At 74.1% G+C, this 12,995-nt stretch carries 13 protein-coding genes; 6 read left to right on the forward strand and 7 right to left on the reverse strand.

Going from position 1 to position 12,995, the window contains the following annotated elements; translation table 11 throughout:
- Nucleotides 1–72: 72 nt before the first annotated feature.
- Entirely contained in the window at nt 73–1,938 is a 1,866-nt protein-coding gene (asnB, locus tag ACQP1P_RS33605; protein ID WP_433077094.1) for an asparagine synthase (glutamine-hydrolyzing), read from the forward strand.
- A gap of 30 nt (nt 1,939–1,968) precedes the next feature.
- On the opposite strand, the gene def is transcribed toward asnB, so the two are convergent.
- The gene (gene def, locus ACQP1P_RS33610; RefSeq protein WP_433077096.1) at nt 1,969–2,517 is read right to left on the reverse strand and encodes a peptide deformylase; all 549 of its coding nucleotides are present in this window, start codon (nt 2,515–2,517) and stop codon (nt 1,969–1,971) included.
- Between the two features lie 48 nt (nt 2,518–2,565).
- Between def and ACQP1P_RS33615 the strand changes: the two genes are divergently transcribed.
- Nucleotides 2,566–3,036 (forward strand): winged helix-turn-helix domain-containing protein, encoded by a 471-nt coding sequence (locus ACQP1P_RS33615; protein WP_433077098.1) that lies wholly within the window; start codon nt 2,566–2,568, stop codon nt 3,034–3,036.
- A gap of 93 nt (nt 3,037–3,129) precedes the next feature.
- On the opposite strand, the gene ACQP1P_RS33620 is transcribed toward ACQP1P_RS33615, so the two are convergent.
- The 3 genes from ACQP1P_RS33620 to ACQP1P_RS33630 form a co-directional block, all read right to left on the reverse strand.
- Entirely contained in the window at nt 3,130–4,557 is a 1,428-nt protein-coding gene (locus ACQP1P_RS33620) for an RICIN domain-containing protein (protein WP_433077100.1), read from the reverse strand.
- Between the two features lie 175 nt (nt 4,558–4,732).
- On the reverse strand, nt 4,733–5,929 hold the full coding sequence (locus ACQP1P_RS33625; RefSeq protein WP_433090206.1) for an MFS transporter: 1,197 nt from the start codon (nt 5,927–5,929) through the stop codon (nt 4,733–4,735).
- A gap of 117 nt (nt 5,930–6,046) precedes the next feature.
- Entirely contained in the window at nt 6,047–6,691 is a 645-nt protein-coding gene (locus ACQP1P_RS33630; protein ID WP_433077102.1) for a DUF4232 domain-containing protein, read from the reverse strand.
- A 167-nt stretch (nt 6,692–6,858) separates the two neighbouring features.
- On the opposite strand from ACQP1P_RS33630, the gene ACQP1P_RS33635 reads away from it, so the two are divergent.
- On the forward strand, nt 6,859–7,203 hold the full coding sequence (locus ACQP1P_RS33635; protein WP_433077104.1) for a DUF488 domain-containing protein: 345 nt from the start codon (nt 6,859–6,861) through the stop codon (nt 7,201–7,203).
- 164 nt (nt 7,204–7,367) lie between these two features.
- Here ACQP1P_RS33635 and ACQP1P_RS33640 read toward each other — a convergent pair whose 3' ends face one another.
- Nucleotides 7,368–8,288 carry a pentapeptide repeat-containing protein gene (locus ACQP1P_RS33640; protein WP_433077106.1) on the reverse strand — a complete coding sequence of 307 codons (921 nt, stop codon included), beginning with the start codon at nt 8,286–8,288 and terminating at the stop codon, nt 7,368–7,370.
- A gap of 51 nt (nt 8,289–8,339) precedes the next feature.
- Between ACQP1P_RS33640 and ACQP1P_RS33645 the strand changes: the two genes are divergently transcribed.
- Nucleotides 8,340–8,645 carry a hypothetical protein gene (locus ACQP1P_RS33645; protein WP_433077108.1) on the forward strand — a complete coding sequence of 102 codons (306 nt, stop codon included), beginning with the start codon at nt 8,340–8,342 and terminating at the stop codon, nt 8,643–8,645.
- Here the strand turns inward: ACQP1P_RS33645 and ACQP1P_RS33650 are convergent.
- Nucleotides 8,633–9,004, reverse strand: a complete 372-nt coding sequence (locus tag ACQP1P_RS33650) for a hypothetical protein (protein WP_433077110.1) — start codon at nt 9,002–9,004, stop codon at nt 8,633–8,635. The two genes, ACQP1P_RS33645 and ACQP1P_RS33650, sit on opposite strands and share 13 nt — an antisense overlap.
- A 576-nt stretch (nt 9,005–9,580) precedes the next feature.
- On the opposite strand from ACQP1P_RS33650, the gene ACQP1P_RS33655 reads away from it, so the two are divergent.
- Nucleotides 9,581–10,264, forward strand: a complete 684-nt coding sequence (locus tag ACQP1P_RS33655; protein ID WP_433077112.1) for a TetR/AcrR family transcriptional regulator — start codon at nt 9,581–9,583, stop codon at nt 10,262–10,264.
- Nucleotides 10,265–10,656: 392 nt separating this feature from the next.
- Nucleotides 10,657–11,799, forward strand: coding sequence for an FAD-dependent oxidoreductase (locus tag ACQP1P_RS33660; RefSeq protein ID WP_433077114.1), 1,143 nt, complete (start codon nt 10,657–10,659; stop codon nt 11,797–11,799).
- 183 nt (nt 11,800–11,982) lie between these two features.
- Here ACQP1P_RS33660 and ACQP1P_RS33665 read toward each other — a convergent pair whose 3' ends face one another.
- Nucleotides 11,983–12,909 carry a PmoA family protein gene (locus tag ACQP1P_RS33665; RefSeq protein WP_433077116.1) on the reverse strand — a complete coding sequence of 309 codons (927 nt, stop codon included), beginning with the start codon at nt 12,907–12,909 and terminating at the stop codon, nt 11,983–11,985.
- Between the last annotated feature and the right edge of the window lie 86 nt (nt 12,910–12,995).

Below are 12,995 nucleotides of genomic sequence, written 5' to 3' on the forward strand. Positions count from 1 at the left end.
GAAGGATAACCACTGATAGACGCTCCGCACCCTTGTCAGCACGGAGCGTGATCACTGGGAGGTGCACGGCACATGTGTGGAATCGTCGGCTGGGTCGCCCTGGGTGCCCCCGCGGGCCGTGATCTGCGCCGCGAGACGGCCGCCGTCCGGGCCATGACCGGCACGATGGCGCTGCGCGGCCCCGACGCCGAGGGCCTGTGGGTGCGCGAGCACATCGCGTTCGGCCACCGCCGGCTCGCCGTCATCGACCTCGTCAGCGGCGACCAGCCGATGACCGTCGAGCACGACGGCCGGGAGCTCGCCGCGATCACCTACAGCGGCGAGCTGTACAACTACCGCGAGCTGCGCGACGAGCTGCGCGGGCGCGGCCACGTGTTCAAGACCGACAGCGACACCGAGGTGGTGCTGCGGGCCTACGTCGAGTGGGGCGAGGACTTCGTCGACCGGCTCAACGGCATGTACGCGTTCGGCATCTGGGACGCCCGCCGGGAGCACCTGCTGCTGGTGCGCGACCGGATGGGCGTCAAGCCGCTGTACTACTACACCGGCATCGCCGGCTCCGTGCTCTTCGCGTCCGAGCCCAAGGCCGTCTTCGCGCACCCGCAGGCCGAGGCGGTCGTGGACCTGGACGGGCTGCGCGAGCTGCTCGCGTTCATCAAGACGCCCGGTCACGCGATCTACCGCGACCTGCACGAGGTCGTGCCCGGCGAGGTCATCCGGGTCGACGCGGACGGGCTGCACCGCCGGCAGTACTGGCGGCCGTCCTACGCCGAGCACACCGACCCGCTCGACACCACCGTGCGCACCGTGCGGGGCCTGCTCGACGACATCGTGGCCCGCCAGACGATCGCCGACGTGCCGCTGTGCGCGCTGCTGTCCGGCGGGCTGGACTCCTCGGCGACCACCGCGCTCGCGCAGCTGGCGCTCACGGCGCGGGGCGAGGGACCGCTGCGCTCGTTCGCCGTGGACTTCGTCGGGCAGACCGAGCACTTCAAGCCCGACCCGATGCGGGCGACCCCGGACGCGCCGTTCGTGCACGACGTGGTCAAGCACGTGAATGTCGACCACGAGGACATCGTGCTCGACGCGGCCACGCTCATGGACCCGCTCAGCCGCAACGCCGTCGTCGCCGCGATGGACCAGCCGACCTTCGGCGGGGACATCTACACGTCGCTGTACCTGCTGTTCCGGGCCGTGCGCGAGCACTCCACGGTGGCGCTGTCGGGCGAGGCGGCCGACGAGGTGTTCGGCGGCTACGCCTGGTTCCACCAGCCGGCCGTCATCCAGTCCGGGACGTTCCCGTGGCTGGCGGTCTTCACCCTGGCCAACCCGGGCGCGGACGCGTCCAGCGGCGCCCTCGACCAGGACCTGCACGAGTCGCTGCGGCTGTCGGAGTATCGCGAGGCCGCCTACCGCGCCGCGCTCGCCGAGGTCGACCACGGCGACGACCCCGACCCGCACAACCGGCGCATGCGCGAGATCTCCTACCTGCACCTGACCCGCTTCGTGCAGATCCTGCTGGACCGCAAGGACCGCATGAGCATGGCGCACGGGCTCGAGGTGCGGGTGCCGTTCTGCGATCACCGGCTGGTGCAGTACGTCTACAACACCCCGTGGTCGATGAAGACCTTCGACGGCCGCGAGAAGAGCCTGCTGCGCGCCGCGACCGCCGACGTGCTCCCGGCCTCGGTGGTGGCGCGGGTCAAGAGCCCGTACCCGTCCACCCAGGACGAGCGCTACGAGCGGGCCCTGCGCGAGGCGGCCGCCGTGGTCGCCGCCGACTCCCCCGCGTCCGCGCTGCTCGACCGGGCCAAGGTCGGCGAGCTGGTCGCCTCGCCCTACGAGCACGACGGCTTCGGCCTGGCCCGCCGCCAGATCGAGCAGATCCTGGCCCTGGACACCTGGCTGCGGCACAGCCCGGCGCGCCTGGAGCTCTAGCGGGTGCGCGGCTCCAGCCGATCCGCGGCGCTAGCGGATCCGGCCGAAGAGCGGGTGCGGGCTCACCTTCACGCGGGGTGAGCCCGGCCCGAACCAGGGCGCCTCGCGGATCTCGCGCATCGCCGCGCGGCGCCGCCCGGCGTCCATCCGGTCGATGAACAGCACCCCGTCCAGGTGGTCGGTCTCGTGCTGCAGGCAGCGGGCCAGCTCGCCGGCGCCGACCACCTGGACGGGGTCGCCGCGGTCCGACCAGCCCTTGGCCACGACGTGCTGCCGGCGCACGGTGTCGAAGTAGAGCCCGGGCATCGACAGGCAGCCCTCGGGCCCGTCCTGCTCCTGCTCGTCGGGGAACTCGAGCACCGGGTTCACCAGGTGCCCGCGCACCCCGTCGACGTGGAACACGAAGGCCCGCAGCGCGACGCCGATCTGGTTGGCGGCCAGCCCCGAGCCGCGTTCGGCCTCGAGGGTGTCGAACAGGTCGCGGACCAGCCGGCGCAGCTGCGCGTCGAACGTCGTGACCTGCTCGGCCGCGGTGGTCAGCACCGGGTCGCCGAACATCCGCACCGGAACCACGCCCATGCCCCAGCTCCTTTGCATAGTGCTTTGCAAACGAGCATACTGTGCACCGTGATCGACCGACAGGCCCATCCGGTGCGCACCGCCCTGGTCACCCTGCTGCGCGAGCGCGGGACGCTCACGTCCACCGAGGCCGCTCGCGAGCTGGGCGGCAGCTCCGGGCTCTACTCGTTTCACCTGCGGCAGCTGGCCCGCTACGGCGTGGTCGAGGAGGTGCCCGCCGAGGGCCGCGCGAAGCCCTGGCGGCTCGTCGGCGAGGCCCCTCCTTTGCAAAGTGCGCTGCACCGCGGTCTCGAGGACGAGAGCTACCGGCACTGGCTCGCCGTGCGCGACCGGGCCCCGGCGCGATGGCGCCGCGACCAGGCGTTCAGCGAGGTCGTGTACCTGACGCCGGACGAGCTGGCCGAGCTCGGCAACGCGGTGCGGGCGCTCATCGCGGGGTACAGCGGCCGCCCGGCGCACAACCGCGGACCCGTCGCGGCCGTCGCGCGGTTCTTCCCCCTCGTGGAGCTCGCGGACTGAACCAGGTCCCAGGCCGGCCCCGCTCAGGCCGGCCCCGCGCACGCCACACCGCGCACGCCACACCGCTCAGGCCCACTGACCAGGCCCCACCGCTCAGGCCAGGACGCGGCGGGTCCACTGCTGGTTGGTGCCGCCGTTGCACGTCCACTGCAGGCCGGCCGCCCCGTCGGCGGTGGAGCCGTCGGCGACGTCGAGGCACTTGCCGCTGTGCCGCGCGACGAGCCGCACGTAGCCCGAGCCGGCGCTCTGCACCTGCCACTGCTGGTTGGCGCCGCCGCCGCAGGTCCACTGCAGCACGGTCGCCCCGTCGGCGGTCGAGGCGCCGCTGACGTCGAGGCACTTGCCGCTGTGCCGCGCGACGAGCCGCACCCACCCGGTGCCGAGATCCTGCACCGTGAAGCGCTGGTTCAGCCCGGATCCGCAGGTGTACTGCAACGTGCGCGCGCCGTCCGCGGCCGAGCCCGAGCTCACGTCGAGGCACTTCCCGCTGTGCCGCGCGACGAGCTGCTCCGCCGGCCCGGCCGTGGCGGACACGGTGCCGGCGGCCGCGTCGATGCTCAGCTGCGGCGCCCACGTGAGGCTGAGGCTCGTCCCGCTCGGGAACGACAGCGGCAGCCAGACGTACTGCGAGTCGTTCACCGGCCCGCCCCATGCGCCCGCCCACCGGTCGCCCAGGTAGAGGTACGAGGCGCCGACCTGCAGCACGTAGGCCGTCTGCGAGCCGAAGGCGGTGTTGTCGCCGACGGCGCGCAGGGCGCTCCACGTGCCGGTGACGCTCGTGGCGGTGCCGTACTGCTGCTGGTTCGGGGCCCAGCCGGTGGCGGCCGACGTCAGCAGGAAGTACACCCCGTTGCGCTTGAACATCGCGGGCGCCTCGCGCGACGAGCCCGGCCACAGGCGCTGCACCCGGGCGCTGACCCCGAGGTAGTCGCTCGTGAGGCGGTAGACGTGCAGGTCGGCGTTCTCGTTGGCGGCCGAGATCATGTAGGCGGTGCCGTCGTCGTCGCGGAAGAGCGTGAGGTCGCGGCTCATGTAGTCCAGCGGGCGGAAACTGCCGCGGTACGTGTAGGTTCCGTCCACCGCGGACGACGTGGCGACCGCGGCGCGGGCCTCGCCGTAGTCGGTGCCGTTCTCCTTGTGCATCCACATGACGAACTGGCCGGTCGAGCTGTTGTAGATCACCTTGGGGCGCTCGATCTTCGCCGAGCCCAGCTCGGCGGCCGACGACTGGGTCAGCGCGTGGTTGCGGAACTCCCACGTGCGCAGGTCGGTGGAGCGGTAGACGTCGACGGAGCGGAAGGTGTCGTCGGCGTTGCGGTTCTCGCCGAACCAGTAGTAGTACGAGCCGGCCTTGACGACCCCGCCCCCGTGCGCGTGCAGGAGATTGCCCGAGGTGTCGCGCAGCTGCACGCCACTGGGGACGGTGACGGCCGCGGCGTGGGCCGGCGCGGCGGCGACGAGGACCGCGGCGACGGCGGTCAGCAGGGCGAGCAGCCCTCGCGACATGGCGGTGTGCTTCATGCACCCATGGCAGCGCCCGCCGCGACGGGCACGCCAGGACCCGAACACAACCGTTCAGACTCGAACCGTTCCGTTCCCCGGCCGCCCGGCACTCGGCCGGCTGCCGGCGGGTCAGGACTGCGACGGGTCAGCACTCCGACGGGTCAGCACTCCGACGGGTCAGGACTCCGACGGGTCAGGACTCCGACGGGAGGAGCTCCGGCGACGGGGCGGCCGCGCGCGCGAGCATCAGGCGCCACAGGGCGAGCTGCACGACCGACAGCGCGAGCGCGTACGGCATCAGCGTCCAGATCCCGACATGCTGCGCGAGCCAGCCGGTCAGCCACGGCAGGGACGCCCCGCCGAGCAGCGACACCCCGTTCATGACGCCGATCGCGGTCGCCATCAGCCGTGGCGGCACCAGCTGCGGCGTGACCGCCATCGCCGTCGGGAACAGGGGGCCGAGGAAGAACCCGAGCAGCACGAGGCCCGCGGTGGCCAGGGATGCCGTGGGCAGCGCCCACAGCGCCGCCGCCACGGCCGTCACCCCCGCGAGGCAGGCGGTGGCCATCCCGGCCGCGCTCATCCCGGCGCGGGTCGCGATCGGGCTGATGAGGAAGCGGCCGAGGGTGAGGCCGAGCCAGTAGCCGCTGACCGTGTACCCGGCGATGACCCCGGACTCGCCGTGCACGCGCATCAGGAAGCTGTACGCCCACGTGCCGACGCCGATCTCCAGCCCGACGTACACGGCCAGGAACGCCGAGCCGAGCACCACCGCGGGGCTGCGCAGCGTGTCGCGCAGCACGCCGGTGGGGCGGGGCTCGGCGGCGCGCTCCGCGGCCGGGGCGCGGCGCGGGTACGCCACCAGGAACCCCGCCGCCAGCGGCACGCACAGCAGGCCGAGCACCAGCCACACGGCGGTCCAGGACAGGTACTGCAGCAGCCACGCGGCCAGCAGGGGCCCCAGGAACGCGCCCACCCCGAAGAACGCGTGCAGCCGGTTGAGCAGCGTCGTCGAGTTCGGCAGCTCGGCCAGGAAGACGTTGAGGATCGACTCCAGGACCCCGGTGCCGTAGCCGACGAGCAGCTGCACGGCGACGAGGATCGCGAACGGGGGCCGCACGGCGGTCGCGACCGCCCCGAGGGCGTAGACGGCGATGCCCGCGGCCAGGGCCATCCGCACGTGGAGCCGGTGCAGCAGCGCCCCCGCGGTCGCCCCGGCCGCCATGTACCCGGCCGAGCTGGTGAAGAACGTGAGGCCGATCGTGGCCTCGTTGACGCCGTAGTCGCGCATCTGGGAGACGATGAGCACCCCGCCGACGCCGGCGTTGAGGCCGACGAGCACGAACGTGGCGTACGAGAGCAGGACCGGCGCCCAGCCCGGGCGGCGCATGAGGTTCACCGCCGCATGGTACGGGCGCCGGCCGGCGAGGCCACCACGATGCGCCCGCGACGCTACCGCGATGCGCCCGCGACGCTACCGCGATGCGCCCGCGCTGGGCCCGCGACGCTACTGCGACGGGCCCGCCACCACCGGGCCGACCTGGGCCAGGCCGACCCCGTCGGCCGAGCACACGGTCTGCGGGGCGGGCACGAAGTCCGCTGCGGTCTCGTCGGGCAGGTACACCCGGTAGCCGCGCACCTGCACGGGCTGGCACTCGTCGCCGAAGTTGCCGGTCTGCGGGCTGCGGACCTGCGCGTGCGCGGCCTTGCCGGGGGCCAGCTCGACCCGCTGGGGCGAGACGGCCGTGTCCCGCTCGGCGGGCTCGTTGACCTGCTGCCCGCTGTCCCCGGTGACCCAGGAGACACCGGGGTACCCGGAGAACGTGCACGTCCGCGACGACGTGTTGGTCAGGACGATCCAGGTGTACTGACTGCCGGCCGCACCGCCGCCCGGGGCCTCCCCGACCGCGAGCCTGACCTCGCCGTGGTGGCAGCGGCCGGAGTCCCCGCCACCGCCGCTGCCGCCGGTCGGGCTCGCCCCGCCCGGCGGCTCCGGCGCGCCGCTCACCGGCGGCGCACCCGTGGGCTCCCGGCTCGCGGGCAGCGCCGACCCGCCGGGCGCGGCCGAGCCGCCGCCGGAGCCGCAGCCCGCGGCCGAACCGAGCAGCAGCGCGAGTGGTGCGATCGAGAGCAGCGCTCTGGTACGCGTCATCATGTGATCCTCCGATCCCCGTTACCCGGTGCCGCGAGTCGCGAACCACCGGGCCGGCCAGGCACGGGGGATCCATCGATGCACGACGGGGTCGCGGGCTGCCGACGACTCGGCCGGACCCGGCGGCAACGCCACCGCGTCCGCGCCTACGGGTGCACACTGGAGTCATGGTGCACGTCAAACGCGCCTACGACGAGCCGGCCGCGGACGACGGCTGCCGGGTGCTGGTCGACCGGTTGTGGCCGCGCGGGCTCGCCAAGCAGCAGGCGGCCGTCGACGAGTGGGTCAAGGCGGTGGCACCCTCGGCCGAGCTGCGCAAGTGGTACGGCCACGACCCCGCCCGCTATCCGGAGTTCGCGAAGCGCTACCGGGCCGAGCTGCACGCACCCGAGGGCGAGACGGCGCTGCGGCACCTGCGGGACCTCGCCGGCGACGGCGAGCTCACCCTGCTCACCGCCACCCGCGACCTCGACCACGCGCACACCGCCGTGCTCGAACGCCTCCTCGCCTGACCCCGCTCCGGCGCGGTCCAGGGCCTGCTCGCGCCGCCGGAGGACCGCATCGCGCACACGGCGGCCAACCGCCGGCGGATCGTGGACGCGCTGCGGTACCGCGACCCGGAGGCGATGCGCCCGCACATGCGGGACGTACAGCGCATCATCCGGGCCGCCGCGGCCTACGCCCCGTCCCGGGCCGGAGTCACGACGCCCGCGAACACCGGGTCGAAGCCGTCGGGCCAGCGGGTGTCCGCGTCCGCGACGGCGCCGTCCAGCCGGACGGTGGCGAGGTCCGCGCCGCGCAGGTCCGTGCCGCGCAGGTCGGTGCCGCGCAGGTCCGCGCCGCCCAGGTCCGCGCCGCGCAGGTCGGCGCCGTCCAGTTCCGCTTGGCGCAGGTCCGCGTCGCCCAGCAGGCAGTCCCGCAGGTCGGCCTTGCGCAGCCGGGCCCGCGTCAGCCCGCAGTTGCCGAGATTCGCGCCGGGCAGGACCGCCCCGTTCATGCGCGCGTACCGCAGGTCGCACCGCGGCAGGCTCAGCCGTTCCGCGCCACCGGAGCCGTGCAGCCGGACAAGCACGTCGACGGCGGCCTGCACGTCGTTGGCCCGCATCGCCAGGGTGGGCAGCTCCGCCGGGGGCGTGCCGGCGGGCGGCTGGCCCGGGAGCCCGGGCGGCCACGGCGAGTGCCCGCGCACATAGGCGCGCAGGATCGCGATGATGGCGCCGCGGTCCGGCGGGGACTGCCCGGCGATCTGCTCGAGGGCGTAGACGCCGCCGATGCGCACGTCCAGCGAGTCGTGACCGAGGTGCTCGACCGCGCGGGAGTACCGCTCGGTGGTCTGCGCACTGCGGCTCAGCCGCAGCTCCTCCTCGTTGATGCGCAGCCGGTGCCAGGTGGCGTAGGCGCCCAGGGCGAGAATCACCGCGCCCAGGGCCTGCAGCAAGACGGTCCGGGCGTTGTTGATGGCCGTGAGCCGCTCGTTCGCGCCGACGGAGGTGCGGCCCAGGTCGTGGTCGACCACGAACGGCGGGAGGAGCAGCACCGAGGCGAGGCCCGCCGCCGACAGGAGCACGATCAGCACCACCAGCACGGGTCGTCGCACACCATCATGGTCGCCGATGCGGTCAAGCGGTGACCCGGAACATCGCCACCCGTGCGCGGGCAACCCGTCCACGGACACCCCGTCCACCGGCACCCGTGCGCGGGCACCGCGTCCACCGGCACCCCGTCCACGGACACCCCGTCCACCGGCACCCCGTCCGCCAGCACTCCGTGCGCGGGCACCCCGTCCACCGGCACCCCGTCCACGGACACCCCGTCCACCGGCACCCCGTCCGCCAGCACTCCGTGCGCGGGCACCCCGTGCGCGGGCACGCGGGCCGCCACCGCCGTGCTCGCCGTGCCCGTCCCCAGCTCGCGCACGGCCGTCGCGCCCGGCTCCCGGGGTCAGGCGATGTAGGCCGTGAGATCCGCGCTCGCCAGGGCCTCCCGGCCGCGGCGGGTGAGCGCGATCGACTCGGCGGTGTAGTCCTCGCCGGTCCAGCGCCACAGCACGAGCCGGCTGTGTTCGAGGACCTGCAGCGCCTCGAGCAGGATCTCACGCGCCTCCTCGGCGCCGGGCCCGCTGCGCAGCATGCGGATCGCCACCTCGGGGACCTTGCGCGCGATGGTCGCCTGCACCTCGAGGAGGTTCAGCACCGGCCGGGCCTGCGCGCGCTTGTGCCCGAAGCCGAGCCAGAGCACGGCCGCGGCGACCTCTCGCAGGTCGGCCGCGCGCAAGGCGGGCAGGGAGCTGACGCAGTCGAGGCTCGGCGGCATGGCGACAGGGTAGATCCCCGGCGCTCGCCGCGGTGCCCCGCCGAAATTCGTGGATGGCCTGCCAATTCATGGGTGGCCTGCCGAATTCGTGGATGGCTCACCTGCCGAATTCGTGGGGGCCTGCCCGATGACCGCCGGCGCGGGACGGACCACGACCGCCCGCACACCGGCCCCGCCCTGCACCAGGCACCCGCCACTCAACACCAGCCACTCGGCACTCGCCACCGCACCCGGCACCACCCCGCCCTTGCAACTTGCAGACTCGCGCGAGTCTCTCGGCGGACCGCGGATCGCGGACCGCGGACCGCAGACCGCAGACCGCAGACCGCAGACCGCGGATCGCGGATCGCGGATCGCGGATCGCGGATCGCGGATCGCGGATCGCGGATCGCGGATCGCGGATCGCGGACGGAGGCGGGTCCAAGGGGCGTCTCCGGTGTCCCGTGCGTGACCTGCGGCTCATCGGGCTCGGCACCGGTCGTATGCCGGCCCTGGCCGCGGCGTTCGACGGGCGGCACCGGGCAACACGGGCGGCGGAGCTTGGCACGGGCGAACATGTTCGTTACGATCGTGTTCATGAGCCCTCGCCGAGTCCCGGTCAGCCGGCGCGACCGCCCCGCCAAGCCGCCCCTGAGCCGGGCCGGCGTCGTGTCGACGGCGCTGCAGATCATGCGCGAGGAGGGCCTGGAGCGCGTCACGATGCGACGGCTGGCGGCGGAGCTGGACACGGGCCCGGCCTCGCTCTACGTCTACCTGCACAACACCGCCGAACTGCACGGCGCCCTCCTCGACGAGCTGCTGTTCGGGCTGCCCCTGCCGCTGCCCGGCACCGAGTGGCGCGCCGCCGCTGCCGAGCTGCTGTCGGCCTACACCGCCATCCTGCACGCCCAGCCGAGCCTCGCCCGCTCCGTGCTCACCCTGCGGCCGTCCGGGCCCAACTACCTGAGGATGGTCGACGAGCTGCTGGGGCTGCTGCTGGCCGGCGGCGTCCCGGTCCGCCAGGCCGCGTGGGGCGTCGACCTGCTGCTGCAGCTGGCGACGGCGATCGCCGCCGAGCAGGGCACCCGGGACGAGTCGGCCGAGGCTGACGGCGAGGTGAGCCTGCAGACGCAGTCGGTGCTGGAGGCGCCCGACGACGCCTACCCGAACCTGGGCCGCACGCGGGACGAGCTGTTCTCCGGCACCGTCGAGCAGCGCCAGGGGTGGGCCTTCGACGCGCTGCTGAACGGGATCGCCGGCTCGCCCGCGCCCGAGCGCTGACTCCCTGCCCGGGTGACGGCCACCGGCCCCGGGCATCGGCGTGCACTCATAAAACGCATTCGTCACGAACGCGTTCGTTACGCTCGGGCAAGACCCACAGGAGCAGGCAGGCGAGGCCCACAAACGGCGTCGGGCGAGGCCGACAAAGGGAGTCAGACGAGGCCCACAAACGGCGTCGGGCGAGGCCGACAAAGGGAGTCAGACGAGGCCCACAAACGGAGTCAGGCGAGGCCGGCAAAGGGAGTCAGGCGAGGACCAAAAACGGAGTCAGGCGAGGCCGGCAAAGGGCGTCAGGCGAGGCTCATGGAAGAAGTCGGGCGAGGTTCACGAGAGCAGCCAGAGAAGGCCCACGCAAGAAAGTCGGGCGAAGCCCGCGGAAGGAGAGGCGCGCCATGGAGCAGCTGAGCATCGGCATCGTCGGCGGGGGGCTCGGCGGGCTCACGCTCGCCCGGGTGCTCCACGTCCACGGGATCGCGGCCACCGTCTACGAGCGCGACGCCTCGGCCGGCGCGCGCACGCAGGGCGGGATGCTCGACATCCACGACTACAACGGGCAGGTCGCGCTGCGGCAGGCCCGGCTGTTCGAGGAGTTCCGGCGGATCATCCACCCCGGCGGGGAGGCCATGCGCATCCTCGACCGGCACGCCGTCGTGCGGCTCGAGGAGCCCGACGACGGGCACGGCGGGCGGCCCGAGGTCGATCGCGGGCAGCTGCGGGACATGCTCATCGGCTCGCTGCCGGAGGGCACCGTCCGGTGGGGCGCCGCCGTCACCGCGGTCGCGGCGATCGGCGACGGGCGGCACGAGCTGACGCTCGCCGACGGCAGCACCGAGACCACCGACCTGCTCGTGGGCGCCGACGGGGCCTGGTCGCGCATCCGGCCGCTGCTCACCGACGCGCGACCGGCCTACGCGGGGGTCACCTTCTTCGAGGTCGACCTGATCGACGCCGACGCGCGGCACCCCGGTGCCGCCGAGGTCGTCGGGGCGGGGATGCTGTTCGCGCTCGGGCCGGGCAAGGGGTTCCTCGCCCACCGGGAGACCGACGGCAGCCTGCACGTCTACGTCGCGCTGCGCACGCCCGAGGACTGGGCCGAACACGCCGGCTTCGACGGTACCGATGACGCCCGGACGCTCCTCGTCTCGCAGTTCGACGGGTGGTCGCCGCGGCTGCGGGCGCTCGTCACCGACGCCGACGGGCCCGTCGTGCCCCGCAGGATCAACGTGCTGCCCGCCGGGCTGCGGTGGGACCGGGTGCCGGGCGTGACGCTGCTCGGCGACGCCGCCCATCTCATGTCCCCGTTCGCCGGCGAGGGGGCCAACCTCGCGATGTTCGACGGCGCGGAGCTGGGCCGGGCGATCGTGGCGCATCCGGGGGACCCGGAGGGGGCGCTGGCGGCGTACGAGGCCGAGCTCTTCCCGCGCAGCGCGGACGCGGCCCGGGAGGCGGCGGCGAACCTGGAGCTCTGCTTCCGCGACGACGCGCCGCAGGGCCTCATCGACCGGTTCGCCGCGTACGCCGCCGCCGGCCAGTGAGCGGGGCCCGGCGACACGGAACCGCACGGGCGGCCCGGACAGCGGGCGTGATGAGCCCCAGCACCACACCCGCCGCGTACGCCGCCGCCGGCCACCGAGCGGCGCCCGGCGACACAGAACCGCACAGGCGGCCCGGACGGCGGGCGTGGTGAGCCCCAGCACCACACCCGCCGCGTCTGCGGGTCAGGCCCGGGCCAGGGTCGCGCACTCGTCCTCGCCGAGCTCGCCGTCGGCGAAGACGATGCCGTACCGCAGCCGCAGCCGCCCCCCGGCCTCCAGCCGCACCGGCGCGTCCGCGAACGGGGCCGGCCCCACCACCGCGTAGGCGGCGCTGCGCACGAACCACGCCGTCGGGTGCCCGGCGTTGGCCGGGTCGTCGGCGAACAGCACCGTCGAGGCGCCGCCGTCGCCGTCGTGCCGCCCGATGAACGCGAGCCACGGCGCCCGGACGCCGTTGAGGTCGTCGCCGCCCGCCGCGTCCGGGGTGCGCACCCTGCCGCCGGTGAAGCCGCGCGGCCCGCGCCAGCACAGCCCGCCGTAGCCGGCCCCGGCGCGGCCCTCGGTCTGCGGGCTGCCGATGTCCACCGCGCCGCGGCCCGCGTTGCGCAGCTCGGTGTCGAGCTCGAGGCGCCAGGCCGAGCGATGCGGCAGGACCGTGACCGTCAGCCCGCGGCGCTCGGTGAACGCCTCCCGCCCGTCCTGGGTCAGCCAGCACAGCCGCTGGACCACGCGCAGGGTCCGGTCGCCGGCGCCGAGCTCCTCGAAGCACTCGTGCCGCTGGGTGCCGTTGTTGGGCAGCTGGACGTAGCCGCCGCGGTCGCGGCGGAAGGTCGGGCCGCCCCAGAAGTTGTCCGGGCCCGCGTTCGGCAGCGCCAGGGACAGGCCCTTGTGCCAGAGGTGGTCGTGCGGGCGGTACAGGCTCACGAGCCGGCCGCCGAGGGTGCGGATCGGATGCAGGTAGGGCCGCGGCGACTCCACCCGGGGCTCGCGGACGCGGTAGACGTACCGGAACAACTCACGGCCACGCCAGGTGACCCGCAGCGAGGCGTCCTGCCACAGCGCGAAGGCGAGGCCGGCGGGCGCGGTCACGGTCCCGGGTGCGGTGCTCATGCGATCCCCTCCGGCATCATCGCGGTTTCGAAACATTCGGATATTTACCGGAAACGTTTCCTCACCGTACGGTCGCCACCGACGCT

Source organism: Dactylosporangium sp. CA-052675 (genome assembly GCF_050947935.1).
Lineage (GTDB): Bacteria > Actinomycetota > Actinomycetes > Mycobacteriales > Micromonosporaceae > Dactylosporangium.

What these genes read in the sequence shown, in the direction of transcription:
- asnB (WP_433077094.1), top strand. Translation starts at nt 73, where the DNA reads ATGTGTGGAATCGTCGGCTGGGTCGCCCTGGGTGCCCCCGCGGGCCGT.
- def (WP_433077096.1), bottom strand. Translation starts at nt 2,517, where the DNA reads ATGGGCGTGGTTCCGGTGCGGATGTTCGGCGACCCGGTGCTGACCACC.
- ACQP1P_RS33620 (WP_433077100.1), bottom strand. Translation starts at nt 4,557, where the DNA reads ATGAAGCACACCGCCATGTCGCGAGGGCTGCTCGCCCTGCTGACCGCC.
- ACQP1P_RS33625 (WP_433090206.1), bottom strand. Translation starts at nt 5,929, where the DNA reads ATGCGCCGCCCGGGCTGGGCGCCGGTCCTGCTCTCGTACGCCACGTTC.
- ACQP1P_RS33630 (WP_433077102.1), bottom strand. Translation starts at nt 6,691, where the DNA reads ATGACGCGTACCAGAGCGCTGCTCTCGATCGCACCACTCGCGCTGCTG.
- ACQP1P_RS33635 (WP_433077104.1), top strand. Translation starts at nt 6,859, where the DNA reads ATGGTGCACGTCAAACGCGCCTACGACGAGCCGGCCGCGGACGACGGC.
- ACQP1P_RS33650 (WP_433077110.1), bottom strand. Translation starts at nt 9,004, where the DNA reads ATGCCGCCGAGCCTCGACTGCGTCAGCTCCCTGCCCGCCTTGCGCGCG.
- ACQP1P_RS33655 (WP_433077112.1), top strand. Translation starts at nt 9,581, where the DNA reads ATGAGCCCTCGCCGAGTCCCGGTCAGCCGGCGCGACCGCCCCGCCAAG.
- ACQP1P_RS33660 (WP_433077114.1), top strand. Translation starts at nt 10,657, where the DNA reads ATGGAGCAGCTGAGCATCGGCATCGTCGGCGGGGGGCTCGGCGGGCTC.
- ACQP1P_RS33665 (WP_433077116.1), bottom strand. Translation starts at nt 12,909, where the DNA reads ATGAGCACCGCACCCGGGACCGTGACCGCGCCCGCCGGCCTCGCCTTC.